Genomic DNA, 14,388 nt, shown 5'->3' on the forward strand with positions numbered 1-14,388 from the left:
GCGTTTTGCAATAATCATGAGATGACAATGTTTACGGAATCTTTTACGCCACATTTTAGTGATACCGACGCGCTTGGTCACATTAACAATACAAAAGTTCCCATTTGGTTTGAAGGCGCTAGAACCCCAGTTTTTAGGATTTTTACGCCAACCTTAGATACCGCAAACTGGCCACTTATTTTGGCCAAAATTGATGTGTCATTTGAAGCGCAAATGTATTATGGCGAGACCATGGAAGTGCGCACCGCAATTAGCCGAATTGGTGGCTCTTCATTTGATGTTTACCAAGAGCTTTGGCAAAACGGCCAGCGAGTTGCCAGTGGCACTGCAGTTATGGTGCACTTTGATTTCAAACAGCAAAAATCAGCGGTAATTCCAGAAAATATTCGTCAGCTGTTAACCGAACATTTAGTCGAGTCTTCATCTGACGCTAGCTAGCTCTGGGTTGGTATTGCTAAACATCTTTCAGGGACGAGATTTTTAGATCAGATAAAGATCTTTTACTGTTGCATCGAGCCACACGGTGGTAGAATCGATCAGCTAAGATGATCAATTTTCTATCGTGCGCCTGTGAGCGAATAACGATGGTTTTATAGTCAGTACGTGTTGCTTACTGTCAGATATTGAATAGGAAATATACATGGCCAGTCGTGGTATTAATAAAGTAATTATTGTAGGTAATTTGGGCCAAGACCCAGAAGTTCGTTTTATGCCAAACGGCGGCGCTGTGGCTAATTTTACCGTTGCAACCAGTGAAACTTGGAAAGACAAGCAAACGGGTGAGCAAAAAGAGAAAACTGAGTGGCACCGTATTGTCATGTATCAGCGTCTTGCTGAAATTGCTGGCGAATACCTGAAAAAGGGTTCAAAGGTATACTTAGAAGGTCGCCTGCAAACGCGTAAGTGGCAAAACCAGCAAGGTCAAGATCAATACACGACTGAAATTATCGTTAACGACATGCAAATGTTAGATTCTCGTGGCCAAGGTCAAGGTGGTTTCCAACAGCAAGGCGGTTACAACCAAGCACCTCAGCAGCAGGGTGGTTTTAAACCAGCAGCGCAACAAGGTGGCTTCAACCAAGCGCCTCAACAGCAGGGCGGCTTCAATCAAGCACCAGCGCAGCAGCCAAACCAAGCGCAAGGTGGTTTCAATCAAGCGCCAGCGCAGCAGCAAGGCGGTTTTAACCAAACGCCTCAGCAGCCAAGCCAAGCGCAAGGTGGTTTCAATCAAGCACCTGCTCAGCAGCCAAGCCAAGCACAAGGTGGTTTTAACCAAGCGCCTCAGCAGCCAGCAGCGCCTAAGGTAAACCCACAAGAACCAACTATCGACTTTGATGACGATATTCCGTTCTAACGAGTGTATTTTTACACGCTACTAGATAGCTAAATGGTGATTTAAGTGTATAGTCGCCAATAAAACAAAACCCAGCAACTAGGCTGGGTTTTTTAATTTTTGCTTAGCAAGCATTGTCAGTTTTACATTTGCGATTGTAAGTAGTTACTTAGCCCAATCTTATCAATTAAACCTAGTTGCTGTTCTAGCCAGAATGCGTGGTCTGACTCGGTATCGTTAATAAGCGTTTGCAACATGTCACGGCTAACGTAGTCTTGCTTGCTTTCACAAAGTGCCATTACGTCTTTAAGTTTCGCATCAACTGCGTATTCAACTCGTAAGTCACTGGCGAGCATTTCTGGTACGTCTTTACCTATTTTCAGGCCTTCACGTTTGACCATATCTGGTGTGCCTTCTAGAAACAAAATGCGTTCGATAAGCAGTGAGGCGTGGCCCTTCTCATCATCGAATTCATGGTCTATGCGTTCGAATAATTTATGTAGGCCCCAGTCATGATACATTCTGGAGTGGATAAAATACTGATCCATTGCTGCAAGCTCATAGGCAAGCAGGTCATTTAAGCTGTCGATTATTGCTTTATCACCTTTCATTGTTGTCTCCTAAAGCTGTGCTTGTAGGTATTTCTCAATACCCATGTTTGCTATTTGATACTCTTGCGTTTCGATCCAATCGATATGTTCTTCTTCACCTTCGAGGATCTCGGTCAACATGTCACGGCTCACAAAGTCTTGCTCGGTTTCACACAAGGCAATAGCCTCTTGCAATACGGTGCGTTGGCCTAGTTCAAACGTGTAGTCGCATTTGAGCATTTCCGTGGTCTCTTCGCCAATGGCTAGTTGGCCAAGTTGTTGTAAATTAGGTAGGCCCTCTAGAAAGAGGATACGTTCAATGAGCTTGTCAGCCTGCTTCATATCGAGAATCGATTTTTTGTAGCATTTTTCGTTAAGTTGGCTGAAACCCCAATTTTTGAAAATTCTAGCGTGCAGGAAATATTGATTGATCGACGTTAGCTCGGTTGTTAATACCTTGTTTAACATCGCGATAGTGTCGGTTTGCGATTTCATGATATTGTCCGTAATGAGTAAAGGGCAATATCAGTATAGTGGGGATATAGGGGAATGCAAAAAATACAACAAAGTCAATGACTTGTTAAAAATAATGATTATCAATTAGGTTATTGATAGCAGCTTGTTTTAGTTAGCCAACATCTTTAAACAGGCTTTCATCAACGATGGTAGTGTCGATAATTTGTTGAGTAAGTTTCACACAGGTACCGCATTGTGAGGCAATATCAAGCTGCTGTTTAAGTTCGCGAATTGAACCTACACCTTGCTCGATAACCATTTGTTTGATTTGCTTATCTGTAATGCCTTTGCAGATACAAACGTACATCGGTACCTCTTAAATGATCTGGAATATAAAAACGCAAGTGATAATAGTTATTATTTGATTTGTGATCAAGCAGTAATTTGAGCGGAATTTCTAAGCTATTAGCACAAAAGGATTTTTATTTTCTGAAGCTTTTAGCAGTTAGCTTAACTGGTATGAAAAACTGAGATAAAAAAAAGCCTAGCTAACATTACGTTAACTAGGCTTCTTTAGTGAAAACGGACAATCAAGGTTGATTACACTAATAGTAAATATCCTGTTTGTTGTGGACTTGAGGGTCTTCAACTAACTCCTCAAAATTAACTTCAAAACTGCTGTTATTGTCGTTGTCAGCTATGTATACGGTACGTGTAGAGCTGTCTATCCATGTTACGGTGCCGCTTCCTTTTTTACTGCCGCACTTCATGCCTATATGAATATCGTTAAACTCCATTGTTCCTCCTAAAAAGAAAAGTTGAGATATACCGCAGATGTTTAGATTAAACGTTCTACTGATAGTTCCCAGATCACAATTTATGTTCAGTTTTGTGTAAAAAACAAACAGGCGAATTACCAGTATAGAAGTAAATCAGTAGCTTGCTAGCTTTTCGGAATGTTTTTAAAAAGTACTTAAAAATTAGTGGTTAAGGTGAGAATAGTGCACCAAGTGTAGTTGCTTTTTCAGCGCCAGTCACGGCAGGCATGTTACTAGGCAGCTGGTTGATATAAGCAAAGGCAAGCCAAGCAAATGCCATTGCTTCGAGTTGGTCGCCGTCTATTTTCAGTTGTTCTATTGCAGCAACAGAAACATTATCAAGCTCTTTTGCTAACGCCTTTTGAAGTGTCGAATTTAAACGGCCACCGCCACAAAGCCAAACTGCGCAGGTTTGTGTTGAACCTGAGGTGAGTTTCTTTATTTGATCAGCGATAGTTCGTGCCGTCAAATTAAGTAGGGTCGCTTGTACGTCTTCTGGCTTGTGCGCTTGGTTGTCCAAATGCTTATTTAACCATGCGAGGTTATATACTTCGCGCCCCGTACTTTTCGGTGCGGGTTGTGTGAAGTAGTCGTGACTTAGCAGGGTGTTTAGTAATTCTTGATTGCAAGTGCCTGAAGCTGCCCACTCGCCATTCTTATCAAAGTAATTGCCTTGATGATGCAGTTGGTACCAATCATCGAGTAAGCAATTGCCGGGGCCAGTATCGTAGCCTTGAACATCTTGATTATTGCTTGGTAAGAAAGTTAGGTTGGCGATTCCGCCAATATTAACAATAACATTGTGATGACTAGCCGCAGGTGTGCCAGTTATAAGAAATTGATGAAATGGCGGCACGAGCGGCGCGCCTTGGCCACCAAGTGCGATATCTTTTAAGCGAAATTGGCCAACAACCTCAATCCCAGTTAAACAGGCTAATGTTTGGCTACAGCCAATTTGCAAGGTAAAAGGGTGTGTTTCTTCTTGGCTTGCTAGTGACGGACGGTGGCGAATGGTTTGGCCATGGTTTCCTATCGCGATAATTTGCTCAGCACCGACGTTCGCATTAATAAGCAATGTTTTTACCGCACTGCTAAATTGTTTAGCAAGCGCTTTATCTAGGCGTCCCATTTGCTCTATTTCGTTATCACTGCTGAGATAAAGCGAAGTGATTTGCGACTGGGTTATCTCGTCATAGGCTTGATAATGGCTAGCGACAAGTACGGGTTTACCTTGACTGAAATCGACAAGAGCAACATCAATACCGTCGGCGCTAGTGCCCGACATTAAACCAACATAATAACGCGTCATTGTCAGCCATTTAGCCGTTGTTGCTTTTGGTGCCTTGCATGGCTAATAACGCTTGCTTTGAGCCATTAAGCTCTTGAATGCGCTTTTGTGCAACGGCAGCAAATGCTTGTTTGTACTTTTTCGCGATCGGTTTTGCATCTGGTAGTTTAACCGTGCGTGGGTTACGGTGCGTACCGTTAACTAAGAATTCATAGTGCAAGTGTGGTGCTTGTGACATGCCAGTTGAGCCAACGTATCCAATGACTTCACCTTGCTTAACGCGTTGGCCTTTTTTCACAGCTCGTTTAGAGAAATGTAGGTATTTAGTAACGATACCGTCGCCATGTTGAATAAATACATAGTTGCCATTGTACTTGTTATAAGTCGAATGGGTGACTTTACCATTGCCTGCCGCAACTACCGGTGTGCCCGTTGAAGCTCTGTAATCTACGCCATTGTGCGCTTTCCAACGTTTTTGGATAGGGTGGAAGCGGCGAGGCTTAAAGTTAGAGCTGATATAACGGAAATTAACGGGCGCTCGTAAAAATGCCTTGCGCATACTTTTGCCTTCCGGCGTGTAGTATTCGTCGTCAGTGAAGCGAATAGCCTTAAATTCTTCGTTTTGGTTCACAAACTCTGCCGCCAGAATTTTACCTGGGCCTATGTATTCACCGTCAACATAGCGGTTTTCATAAACAACGTGAAAGCTGTCGCCTTTGCGAATATCTAGCGCGAAATCGATATCCCAACCAAAAATATTGGCGAGCGAGATAATTTGGTTATCGTCTAAGCCAGCGCTGATACCTGCATTCCAAAAACTTGAATTAATGATGCCATGCGCAAAGGTTTCACGTACTTCAACTGCTTTTTCTTCAGTACGAGTTTGGTAGCTATCGTCAATACGCTCAACGTACAAGGTTTTGATTTTCGACAGCGGATAAGCCAATGACACCAACTCACCTTGCTCGTTTTTACCTAAGCGTAGCGTATCGCCAACGTTAATTTTCTTGAGCTGTTTGGCTGCCTTATCAATTTCATAAGTGGTGCGCGCACTTAGGCCAGCACGCTTAAAAATTTTAGCCAGTGAATCACCTTTTTTAACCCTTGCTGTTTGCCATTTTAATGCTGGCGTTTTAGGCTCTGGTGCTTCAATTTCTTGCTTACCAGTGGGTTGCGGTAAATTGTTAGCAAGTGTTTCAGTAGGTGAGTTTTGCGTGTTTTTTGAGCTTTTTTCTTGAGTAATGCCTTGTGATTTTTCACTCGCCGTGACTTCTGCAACACCTTGCGCGGTAACTTGGTAACGTTTGCCAACTTCCAATGCAGGTGTTTGTTTGCTGGCGGTTGCTTTCTCTGATGGCAACAGCAACGACAGTACAAGTAGCGAGGACACTACGCTGATCACTACCTTGTGCTGTTTAGGCAGTGATAAATATAAATTTTTTATATTTTTCAATTGGCTACTACTCAAGTGATCAACTAGGAACAAAAACAATTGTGCCACTATAACAAAAAAATACAGCTTAAACAGTAACAGGGTTTTATCCAGCCCCTAATTTACAGTAGAATCGGCGACCTATTGATGAATAATATTGACCGATGTGGAGCGAGTTACATGACTGATGTCAGCCAAGCGTTTGCTGAAATTAAACGTGGTGCCGAAGAAATTTTGCTAGAAGATGAGCTGTTAGAAAAGCTCAAGCAAGGTAAACCATTAAAAATTAAAGCAGGCTTTGATCCAACAGCTCCAGATTTGCACCTAGGTCATACGGTTCTGATCAACAAATTACGTCAGTTCCAACAGTTAGGTCACGAAGTCATTTTCCTTATTGGTGATTTCACTGGCATGATCGGTGACCCAACGGGTAAAAACGTTACTCGTAAGCCGTTAACGCAAGAAGATGTACTTGCCAACGCTGAAACCTACAAAGAGCAAGTTTTTAAGATTCTAGACCCTGCAAAAACACGTGTGGAATTTAACTCGACATGGATGGAAAAGTTAGGTGCTGCAGGCATGCTTAAACTGGCTTCACGCCAGACCGTAGCACGTATGATGGAGCGCGATGACTTTAAAAAGCGCTATGCAGGCGGCCAAGCAATTGCCATTCACGAATTTATGTACCCACTTGTTCAAGGTTGGGATTCTGTAGCACTTGAAGCTGATGTTGAGCTTGGTGGTACCGATCAAAAGTTCAACTTATTGATGGGTCGTGAACTACAAAAAGTGGAAGGCCAACGCCCGCAAACGGTATTGATGATGCCATTACTTGAAGGCTTAGACGGTGTTCAGAAGATGTCTAAATCACTGGGTAACTACATTGGTATTACTGACACGCCAACGGAAATGTTCGGCAAGATCATGTCAATTTCTGATGATTTGATGTGGCGCTACTACGACCTACTAAGCTTTAAGCCGATTGAAGAAATCGACGCATTCAAGCAGCAAATAGCAGATGGCGCCAACCCGCGTGACGTGAAAATTGAATTAGCGAAAGAAATTATCGCACGTTTCCACGATCAAGCGGCGGCAGATGCAGCTCACCAAGAGTTCATTAACCGCTTCCAAAAAGGTGCGATGCCAGACGAAATGCCAGAGTTAACCGTTGCCACCACAGACGGTGTAATTGCCATCGCCAACTTACTGAAAGAAGCGGGCTTAGTGGCTAGTACCTCTGAAGCGATGCGTATGATTAAGCAAGGCGCTGCGAAAATTGATGGCGAGAAAGTAGCAGACAATAAAGTACAAGTTGAAAGTGGTACAACGGCTGTTTACCAAGTCGGTAAACGCAAATTTGCACGTGTGACAACTGCGTAACAAATCAGCCTTATTGATATTTAAAAAAACCAGCAAGTTTGCTGGTTTTTTTATGCTTGTATTTTCTTGGTCACTCGGTAGGCTAACTGACAAGAATCGTTAAATAATAAACAATAATCTATGCGAATCAGCTCGCCTAAACGCTTTTTTCAATTCACTAAGTTTGCTCGCCGCTTGTGCTGCCTTAGCGCTTTTTTCTTGCTAACAGCTTGCAGTTCACAACCTAAAATTGCCATTGTGAAATATCAGCCGATTTTTGATTTTAGCCAAGTGCAAAGCTATGGCTTGTACCAGCGTAATGACGAATTTAACGACTGGCAGCTAATCAGCGATAGTCTGCGTAATGGCATTGAGCTGGCAATCGAGCAAGCAATGGATAGCCAAGGTTTCGCGTTTAAAGACAGCAGCGAAGCAGATGTGATCGTAACCTACTATGTTATGCGTCGCAGTGCTCGTAGTTTTAAAACCTACAATCGTGGCGTTAACTATTGTTCATACTGTTTAACGAATAGCAAAACAGGTACGCGTGCCGAGCGATTAGATATCAAAGCGGGGAGTTTAGTGATTGATGTGATTCAGCCTAAACATCGACGCTCTATTTGGCGAACGAACTACCCACTTGGCCTGAACGAGAAAGACACCAGTATTGAAGTGAATGCAAAAATTAGTTTTGCGGTCGCGGCAATGCTCAAGCAATTTAGCCAAACTCAACAATGGATTACCTCGCATGCCACTTAGATCTTCTGGTGATCGAATGGGACAAAACACCTTACAACAGGCAATTTTTAGATGGTTGATTATTGCTTGTGTGGTGCTAGCCTTGCTGACTAGCGTGTTATTAGCGTTAGGTTACATGCTCAAGGAAAATGAACGCAAAACCAGAGCATTGATAGAAGCATCCCAACCTGCTCACCAATCCACACGCCCACGCGCCCAGCAGGCATTAGAAGCACAACCACATGCTGAGTCTATAAACCCTTTAATTGAATTGACTGATGACCTTTTGCCTACACCTGAACAGTCGCAACTAACACTAGCCACTCAAAATAGTGAGGAGAGCGCAGAAAGTGAGGTTGAGGCAAAGGTGAAAGCACAGCTATTAAAAGACTTAGCTCGCTTGCGCCAATTAGAACAAGCGAAACAGACCATCTTGAATAATTTAGTTTGCCAAGATGTTAGTCAATGCCATTTTGTTGATACAAGCTCGATCGAACTCGGTTGCGTTGTTGCCGTAAATACCATAGGTAAAAGTATGTTAAGTAAAGCGCAATTTGTGCAAACGTTCAGCCAAAATGACAGTGAATGTGAAGAGCGAATTAGCGAGCTTTCACTGACTTGCCATCACAATATGTGTTCCATTGAATAGAACACTTACAATCCCTACTAAACACATTATTGAACTCACTAAGCCACTACCGCTAAGCTATTTTCAATAAACTATTGTCACCAAGTGATGCTCGCATCTTCGTTTGGCTTGGGTATAATGCCGAACATCTTCCGATAACAGTGTAATTACTATGTCTTTCCCCAATGATGAAACGGGTAATGTCCTGCAGGAAATGCAGCAAGCAGGCATTGAGTTAAATGAAATGCATGATGTTGTGTTTTTTCAATTATTTGAGCAAAAAGCGCAAGCGGAGCAATTGGTTGCTCACTTACAAGCAGTAGCGCCAGATATGGTAGTAGAGCTTCATCCCGATGAAACGCCGAATGTTTGGGACGTTGACTGTACGGTGCGCATGGTACCAAGCTATGAAGGGATCGTCGCCCAAGAAGCCGAATTTGAGCAACTTGCGGCCAAGTTCAGTGGTTACAACGATGGCTGGGGCATTGAAGCCTAGCTGTTTTTCGTTAATACGTCGTGTGTGATTAGCAGCACCCACGACGAGTAGGCCAAATTCTATCGCTAATCAGCTATTGTTATCTTTGTCACGAATATGGAAGGCTGGCAAAGATACTCGCCAATAAATAGCCGCTAGGCGCAATAAGAGTGTTGTAAGAATCGCGGCAATCAACGTCAAAGTGTGATCTTGGCCATACCAAGAGAGCAGGGCAAACAAGCTACTTCCTAACATGGCAGCAGTTGCGTATATCTCTTGTCGTAAAATTAGTGGAATAACATTACACAAGACATCGCGGATCATACCGCCCGCTACCCCGGTGATAGTGCCTAAAACAACTGCCGCAGGAATTGGGGCCCCTAGCGACAAAGCCTTTTCCGTACCAACCACTGCAAATAGCGCCAAGCCAAAGGCATCGGCTATTAATAAAAATCGTGTCGGTATACGTTTGGGGCGGCGAATAAATAAAATGGTTAACAGCGCCGTTAAGCAAATCACCCATAGGTAGTAACTGTTGGCCAGCCAAAACACGGGCGCATCAAGAATGATGTCGCGAATGGTGCCTCCGCCTATCGCTGTCACGGCAGCAAGCACAATGACGCCGAATGGGTCGAGTTTAAAGCGTCCTGCCATCAGTGCGCCGGAAAGGGCAAAAACAACCGTACCAAATATATCTAGCCAGAATAACAACTCGGTCATTTAACCCAATTACTCCAAAGTTTTCAGCGGTAAACCGTTAGCTTGCCACGCAATAATGTCGCCAGTTAAATGCCAAATATTGGAATAACCTTGTTTGCGAAGTAATTGCTCAGCAACTGCCGCCCGTCTACCAGAGCGACAATAAACAATGATGTTGGCTGCCTTATCACTTGGCAGTAAAGTGAGATTATTGGCCAGTTCCGTATGGCTAATATTGATTGCCGATTGAATATGGCCAGTTTTAAATTCTTCTGCGGTGCGCACATCTAGCAGCGTATAGCCACTGGTGAGTGGTGCATTGACTAGGCTCAATACGTGCTCCTGTGACACGCTTGGCCGCTCAGATGCCCAGACAAAACTGGTAACGGTAACGAGTAGCAATTGCAGGCTAGCTGCTAACTTATTCATTTGAACCCTTAGTAATAGATAAAAGTATTTTCTAGTTTTTAAAGCTTAGGTTATGACGCTCAAGTTTTATGTATAAAGGTATGTCGCATAACTTTACTCAGTTTAATTATAGCGATGTTACGATCACGAACAGTATATGGCATGTAGGCAATAGCAAATTAGCTCAGGCTTTGGCTCGCTGCCCAAGCAAACACGTAATAACTAACGACTAAGATAACCAGTAGGGTATTGATCCGCCCAATAAATTGGTAAGCCTGACTAATCGTATTGATGTCTGGCGCGCGCCCTTTAGGATTAAACTCGATGCGTCTTAATTTTTTACCTTCATACATAGCCACACCCGCTAACTTGGTATTTAGTGCAATAGCAAAAAACTGCAGTAAAGCATCATTATTTAATTGGAATATTTTCGGTAAGGTTAATCGCCATAACAGGGTTGATTGTTGGCCAAGAGATAACAACAAACCGGCGAGCAGGAAAAGTCGACTCGGCAACCAAGTAATCAACTGTGATAGCGCATTTACAAAGCCGCCAAAGTGCATCATGTTGCTGCGTTTAGGGTTCCAAGCGTAATGCATTTCCAACAGTAAGCGATAACTAATAGCCGCCAGTGCGCCGCCCACAAGATAAATCGCAATGACGCTGACCGTAAGTTGCATGTGTTTGATAATCAGCGCTTCAATGGTTGCTTTGGACAACCCCATGGCAGAAAGCTGACTGGTGTCTCGCAGTACAAGCCGTTTAAGGGTTTGTTTGGCCTTATAATTATCGCCAGCGCGCAGTGCTTTAGAAATCGTTTTCGCGTTGGGTACAAGCGTTAATGAACCAAGCGCAAAATACAGCAATAGCCCCTGCCAGAGCTCTGGAATCGCAACGAAATCGGCAAATAGCCATAGAATTACCCACAATGGGGTGAAGGTGACGATAACAGCGACAAAGCCTGAAATGCTTTGCTGACTTTGGCCGTTTTCAGCTTTGTTGACTTTGTTAGCCAGTTGCAAACAAAAGAATTGAAAAAATTGCCAGGGGTTATGTGCTGCAATGGTTTGCAGCACACGCTTAACCAGTAATACCGCCAACAGTAAAACAATACTTTCAAATTGTGGTGGTATTGCGGCAAACCAGTCCATTAGTTAAGAGTCACGCCCTCTAGTGAGTTGATCATATTGATCACTAACTCAGATGAGTTAACAGACGCGGTTTCCAAGTAGGCTTCAAATGAGGTTGGAGATTCTTTGCCTGCAATATCAGACATTGAGCGAATAACGACAAATGGCACGTTAAATTTGTGACAAGTTTGTGCAATCGCGGCACCTTCCATTTCAACTGCTGCCATGGTTGGGAAATTGGCACGTGCTTTAGCGATATCTTCATCGGCAGTCATAAAGGTATCACCCGTTGTGATCAAGCCAACTAGCGTATTAATACCGTCTAGTTTTTCAATCCCAGCTTTTGCTGCTTCAACCAATGCCGGGTGCGGAATAAAAGCGGCTGGGTTAGCTGGCAATTGACCAATTTCGTAACCAAAAACGATAAGATTAACATCGTGGTAGCGTACTTCAGAGCTAACAACAATATCACCCACTTTAAGTGATTGTTCAAAACCACCCGCAGAGCCCGTATTGACGACATAATCAGGCGAAAACTTGTCGATCAATAAAACGGTAGCTAGTGCTGCGGCAACTTTACCAATACCTGATTGAACAATAACTACATCGTGCCCATTTAGCTGGCCTTCGTGAAACTCGAAGCCGCCGTGTTGGGTTGTCGTTGGGTTAGTTAAGGCTGCTTTTAAAATGGCAACCTCTGGCTCCATTGCGCCAATAATACCTGCTTTCATCGGAAATCTCGGTTAATAATAGTTAGCGCGATTATACGCCATTACACATTAACAGCCACTGGTAACTGTGCCAATACGTGGCTCAGCACCCGTTTTAGGGTTGAAATAATAAGCGTAGCAGGCGTCAGCTAATCGGTAGCCTTGTGGCCAAACCAACATCAAGCCGTTGCTATTGGCTGGGCTTGGTGTGAAATCTAAGCTGGGGGCAGTGTTTTGGTTACCAACACCACACAAGTCATTAATGGTGCACTCTGCAGTGGGGTTGGTAAAAGTAATGTTTTGACCAACATTAAGTAAGAATTGCCATGCGTTAGCCCAGTGACCACTGGCATAACCTTGCTCGATCGCAACGTTGCTACCGTTCACCGTAATATTACCGTCTTCTATATTGTCAACGCGTGCTTTGGCTGCAACCAATGATGAACTTGAAGCGATGGCTCCGGCTACCCCTTCGATAACGGCTTCGCGGCTGTCAGAGGCAAGGTCAATAAAGCGCGGCGCAGCAACGGCGGCTAAAATGCCAAGAATAACAATAACAACAACAAGTTCGATAAGGGTAAAACCCTGATGGCGTGATTTCATAATTACAACTTTTTAACAACGATAATTGGGCGCAAGATTATCAAGTTTGACGGGGCAAAGCAAAGCTAGCCCGAAGCTCAGGTAGAGTTGGGCTAGCTAGAAAAAGTGAAATTTAAAGGCTAGTTTAAGTGAACTAGCTGAAGCCTATTTAGTGGGGCATCGCCGCCATTGATGGCGTGGCTAGAGATGGAGTTTGAGCAGCCATTTCTTTAGCGGCATTGGCTGTAATAACCCCCGCATTTCTTGGGCGTGCTTTCACCATAGGCGCAGGAATAACGCGACCTTTGACTTTCGGCATTGTTTTTACACTGCGACCAAGCACTTTATTGCCTAAACAAGCACGAATTTCTTCAACCGTGTAATTAGGCTTAACTTTGATACGCACATGTGGAATGGAGGCTGCTTCTAACGCACCGCTAACAAACCAATCTTTTTTCACTTTGTAACCGCGTCCGTTAGTGTCTACCAGATCAACAGCGCCTAGTAGCTTCATTGTGCTACGTTGGCAAATAACAAAGTCTAAATATTTATTGTTGGCGCTTTTCAGCGCAGCTTGAGTGGCTTTTTTCGAGACACCGCGACGAATATTGACAATGTCAGCTAAGGCTACGCGGTTAAGCACACGGTAGTCAGGGCCAAGCGCACTTTCGACAAGCGTAAGAAAGTTTTTCTCAGCGGCTGTGTATACAGCTGGCTTGCTATCAAATGGGAATGGAAAGCTGTTATCCGTTAATCGGCTAGCCAATACGGCAACAATTGCAATTAAACTGATTAGGGCAAAAAGGATAAGCTCCATAAACATCTCCAAGTATTCAAATTCTTGACGGGGTTCTTTATAAACCTGTTAAAGCAGAATACGTGCCAGAGATCTTTGATGGAGCTTATTTATGTGGATTGGTATTGTTAGTCAAATTCCGTTTAGCTGTGAATAAGACTGACTATCCCAAGCTGAGCTTAGCTAGGATAGTTTGCTGCTAGTGCATCATAAACCTGTTGTTGGAAGTCGTTTGCGCTGCTATCAAGCTTGCTCACAACGTCAGCTAATACTTCGTTGTCTTCCTTACCGTGCCACACTTTGATGTAAGTGCCTTCTTTATAGCCATAATCTTGGCGGAAGAAGTTCAGGGTGTTTTTGCCCACATACTGACGGAATAACTCGTCTAAGTTCATGTTCATCAAACGCATGCAGTCGGCAAACGCTTGGGCGTCAAATTCACGTTGGCTTACAGCTGCTGAAGCGAGCTGTTCTAGCGCCAGTTTAAAGTCTGTTTCTTCGCTAGCTGTTGCTAATTCATTGGTAAGCGATGATGCAATGTCATCAACGCTAGCACCTGTCATCAAACGCAAACTTAAACCAAAATGAAAAATATCAACGAGCTCTAGTTGTACTTGTGGAACGTCAATTTCTTGGTGCTTCCACCATTTCCAACCATGATGATCAAGCATTTCTGCGCACTCAACCCAAATGGCACGGTACCATTCGTAGCCATTTTCGCGCCAAGTCTCGCTTACTCGGCTATTCATCGCATCTTGCATGGCCAGCATTTGGCTTATTTGAGTGGTCGCGACTATTTGTGTGCTCATTACTATCTCTTTTATGGGGTCTTTAAAATCAAAGGCTATAGTGTGCCTAAGCCGTGTTTCGCATGCAACTTTTTGAAGGGTTTGTCGGGCGAATAGCTCAGCTTTCTCTCGCCCGTTTGCACTTCCCTTAAGCAATA

At 43.7% G+C, this 14,388-nt stretch carries 19 protein-coding genes; 6 read left to right on the forward strand and 13 right to left on the reverse strand.

Annotated features, from left to right (window positions below; all coding sequences use genetic code 11):
- The first annotated feature begins 27 nt into the window (after positions 1-27).
- Both DXX92_RS02340 and ssb read left to right on the forward strand, forming a co-directional pair.
- Positions 28-438, forward strand: a complete 411-nt coding sequence (locus DXX92_RS02340; protein WP_116002267.1) for an acyl-CoA thioesterase — start codon at positions 28-30, stop codon at positions 436-438.
- A gap of 202 nt (positions 439-640) precedes the next feature.
- Positions 641-1,354: a single-stranded DNA-binding protein gene (gene ssb / locus DXX92_RS02345; protein WP_115998956.1), complete on the forward strand. Its 714-nt coding sequence runs from the start codon at positions 641-643 to the stop codon at positions 1,352-1,354.
- Positions 1,355-1,476: 122 nt separating this feature from the next.
- Here the strand turns inward: ssb and bfr (DXX92_RS02350) are convergent, their stop codons facing one another.
- The 6 genes from bfr (DXX92_RS02350) to DXX92_RS02375 form a co-directional block, all read right to left on the reverse strand.
- Positions 1,477-1,944 (reverse strand): bacterioferritin, encoded by a 468-nt coding sequence (bfr, locus tag DXX92_RS02350; RefSeq protein WP_115998957.1) that lies wholly within the window; start codon positions 1,942-1,944, stop codon positions 1,477-1,479.
- A 9-nt stretch (positions 1,945-1,953) separates the two neighbouring features.
- Positions 1,954-2,418 carry a bacterioferritin gene (bfr, locus tag DXX92_RS02355; protein ID WP_115998958.1) on the reverse strand — a complete coding sequence of 155 codons (465 nt, stop codon included), beginning with the start codon at positions 2,416-2,418 and terminating at the stop codon, positions 1,954-1,956.
- Between the two features lie 133 nt (positions 2,419-2,551).
- A complete protein-coding gene (locus DXX92_RS02360; protein WP_115998959.1) occupies positions 2,552-2,746 on the reverse strand; it encodes a (2Fe-2S)-binding protein in 195 nt (64 codons plus the stop codon).
- Between the two features lie 238 nt (positions 2,747-2,984).
- Complete coding sequence (locus tag DXX92_RS02365) at positions 2,985-3,176, reverse strand: hypothetical protein (protein WP_115998960.1); 192 nt, start codon at positions 3,174-3,176, stop codon at positions 2,985-2,987.
- Positions 3,177-3,366: 190 nt separating this feature from the next.
- Positions 3,367-4,506, reverse strand: coding sequence for an anhydro-N-acetylmuramic acid kinase (locus DXX92_RS02370; RefSeq protein WP_115998961.1), 1,140 nt, complete (start codon positions 4,504-4,506; stop codon positions 3,367-3,369).
- A gap of 10 nt (positions 4,507-4,516) precedes the next feature.
- On the reverse strand, positions 4,517-5,929 hold the full coding sequence (locus DXX92_RS02375; protein ID WP_428977354.1) for a peptidoglycan DD-metalloendopeptidase family protein: 1,413 nt from the start codon (positions 5,927-5,929) through the stop codon (positions 4,517-4,519).
- A 168-nt stretch (positions 5,930-6,097) separates the two neighbouring features.
- Between DXX92_RS02375 and tyrS the strand changes: the two genes are divergently transcribed.
- The 4 genes from tyrS to DXX92_RS02395 all read left to right on the forward strand — a co-directional run bounded on the left by tyrS (position 6,098) and on the right by DXX92_RS02395 (position 9,138).
- Positions 6,098-7,297: a tyrosine--tRNA ligase gene (tyrS, locus tag DXX92_RS02380; RefSeq protein ID WP_115998962.1), complete on the forward strand. Its 1,200-nt coding sequence runs from the start codon at positions 6,098-6,100 to the stop codon at positions 7,295-7,297.
- Between the two features lie 120 nt (positions 7,298-7,417).
- Positions 7,418-8,035, forward strand: a complete 618-nt coding sequence (locus tag DXX92_RS02385; RefSeq protein WP_115998963.1) for a DUF4136 domain-containing protein — start codon at positions 7,418-7,420, stop codon at positions 8,033-8,035.
- Complete coding sequence (locus DXX92_RS02390) at positions 8,025-8,663, forward strand: hypothetical protein (protein WP_115998964.1); 639 nt, start codon at positions 8,025-8,027, stop codon at positions 8,661-8,663. The genes DXX92_RS02385 and DXX92_RS02390 overlap by 11 nt, the downstream gene beginning before the upstream one ends.
- 151 nt (positions 8,664-8,814) lie before the next feature.
- Positions 8,815-9,138, forward strand: coding sequence for a ribonuclease E inhibitor RraB (locus DXX92_RS02395; protein ID WP_115998965.1), 324 nt, complete (start codon positions 8,815-8,817; stop codon positions 9,136-9,138).
- 69 nt (positions 9,139-9,207) lie between these two features.
- On the opposite strand, the gene DXX92_RS02400 is transcribed toward DXX92_RS02395, so the two are convergent.
- The 7 genes from DXX92_RS02400 to DXX92_RS02430 form a co-directional block, all read right to left on the reverse strand.
- The gene (locus DXX92_RS02400) at positions 9,208-9,837 is read right to left on the reverse strand and encodes a trimeric intracellular cation channel family protein (protein ID WP_115998966.1); all 630 of its coding nucleotides are present in this window, start codon (positions 9,835-9,837) and stop codon (positions 9,208-9,210) included.
- Between the two features lie 9 nt (positions 9,838-9,846).
- Positions 9,847-10,245: a rhodanese-like domain-containing protein gene (locus DXX92_RS02405; protein ID WP_115998967.1), complete on the reverse strand. Its 399-nt coding sequence runs from the start codon at positions 10,243-10,245 to the stop codon at positions 9,847-9,849.
- A gap of 158 nt (positions 10,246-10,403) precedes the next feature.
- Positions 10,404-11,375, reverse strand: coding sequence for a cobalamin biosynthesis protein CobD/CbiB (locus DXX92_RS02410; RefSeq protein ID WP_115998968.1), 972 nt, complete (start codon positions 11,373-11,375; stop codon positions 10,404-10,406).
- On the reverse strand, positions 11,375-12,085 hold the full coding sequence (mtnN, locus tag DXX92_RS02415) for a 5'-methylthioadenosine/S-adenosylhomocysteine nucleosidase (protein WP_115998969.1): 711 nt from the start codon (positions 12,083-12,085) through the stop codon (positions 11,375-11,377). Before mtnN ends, DXX92_RS02410 begins: the two co-directional genes overlap by 1 nt.
- A gap of 48 nt (positions 12,086-12,133) precedes the next feature.
- Positions 12,134-12,667, reverse strand: coding sequence for a type II secretion system protein (locus tag DXX92_RS19285; RefSeq protein ID WP_115998970.1), 534 nt, complete (start codon positions 12,665-12,667; stop codon positions 12,134-12,136).
- Positions 12,668-12,815: 148 nt separating this feature from the next.
- Positions 12,816-13,463 (reverse strand): DUF2726 domain-containing protein, encoded by a 648-nt coding sequence (locus DXX92_RS02425; RefSeq protein ID WP_115998971.1) that lies wholly within the window; start codon positions 13,461-13,463, stop codon positions 12,816-12,818.
- Between the two features lie 158 nt (positions 13,464-13,621).
- Positions 13,622-14,251 carry a dUTP diphosphatase gene (locus DXX92_RS02430; protein WP_115998972.1) on the reverse strand — a complete coding sequence of 210 codons (630 nt, stop codon included), beginning with the start codon at positions 14,249-14,251 and terminating at the stop codon, positions 13,622-13,624.
- Positions 14,252-14,388 lie beyond the last annotated feature (137 nt).

Origin of the sequence: Thalassotalea euphylliae (assembly GCF_003390395.1) — a bacterium.
Taxonomy (GTDB): Bacteria; Pseudomonadota; Gammaproteobacteria; order Enterobacterales; family Alteromonadaceae; genus Thalassotalea_F; species Thalassotalea_F euphylliae_C.

Bases quoted from the DNA above. Each gene is read 5' to 3' on its own strand.
- DXX92_RS02340 (WP_116002267.1), top strand. From the start codon at position 28: ATGTTTACGGAATCTTTTACGCCACATTTTAGTGATACCGACGCGCTT.
- ssb (WP_115998956.1), top strand. From the start codon at position 641: ATGGCCAGTCGTGGTATTAATAAAGTAATTATTGTAGGTAATTTGGGC.
- bfr (WP_115998957.1), bottom strand. From the start codon at position 1,944: ATGAAAGGTGATAAAGCAATAATCGACAGCTTAAATGACCTGCTTGCC.
- bfr (WP_115998958.1), bottom strand. From the start codon at position 2,418: ATGAAATCGCAAACCGACACTATCGCGATGTTAAACAAGGTATTAACA.
- DXX92_RS02360 (WP_115998959.1), bottom strand. From the start codon at position 2,746: ATGTACGTTTGTATCTGCAAAGGCATTACAGATAAGCAAATCAAACAA.
- DXX92_RS02365 (WP_115998960.1), bottom strand. From the start codon at position 3,176: ATGGAGTTTAACGATATTCATATAGGCATGAAGTGCGGCAGTAAAAAA.
- DXX92_RS02370 (WP_115998961.1), bottom strand. From the start codon at position 4,506: ATGACGCGTTATTATGTTGGTTTAATGTCGGGCACTAGCGCCGACGGT.
- tyrS (WP_115998962.1), top strand. From the start codon at position 6,098: ATGACTGATGTCAGCCAAGCGTTTGCTGAAATTAAACGTGGTGCCGAA.
- DXX92_RS02385 (WP_115998963.1), top strand. From the start codon at position 7,418: ATGCGAATCAGCTCGCCTAAACGCTTTTTTCAATTCACTAAGTTTGCT.
- DXX92_RS02390 (WP_115998964.1), top strand. From the start codon at position 8,025: ATGCCACTTAGATCTTCTGGTGATCGAATGGGACAAAACACCTTACAA.
- DXX92_RS02395 (WP_115998965.1), top strand. From the start codon at position 8,815: ATGTCTTTCCCCAATGATGAAACGGGTAATGTCCTGCAGGAAATGCAG.
- DXX92_RS02400 (WP_115998966.1), bottom strand. From the start codon at position 9,837: ATGACCGAGTTGTTATTCTGGCTAGATATATTTGGTACGGTTGTTTTT.
- DXX92_RS02405 (WP_115998967.1), bottom strand. From the start codon at position 10,245: ATGAATAAGTTAGCAGCTAGCCTGCAATTGCTACTCGTTACCGTTACC.
- DXX92_RS02410 (WP_115998968.1), bottom strand. From the start codon at position 11,375: ATGGACTGGTTTGCCGCAATACCACCACAATTTGAAAGTATTGTTTTA.
- mtnN (WP_115998969.1), bottom strand. From the start codon at position 12,085: ATGAAAGCAGGTATTATTGGCGCAATGGAGCCAGAGGTTGCCATTTTA.
- DXX92_RS19285 (WP_115998970.1), bottom strand. From the start codon at position 12,667: ATGAAATCACGCCATCAGGGTTTTACCCTTATCGAACTTGTTGTTGTT.
- DXX92_RS02425 (WP_115998971.1), bottom strand. From the start codon at position 13,463: ATGGAGCTTATCCTTTTTGCCCTAATCAGTTTAATTGCAATTGTTGCC.
- DXX92_RS02430 (WP_115998972.1), bottom strand. From the start codon at position 14,251: ATGAGCACACAAATAGTCGCGACCACTCAAATAAGCCAAATGCTGGCC.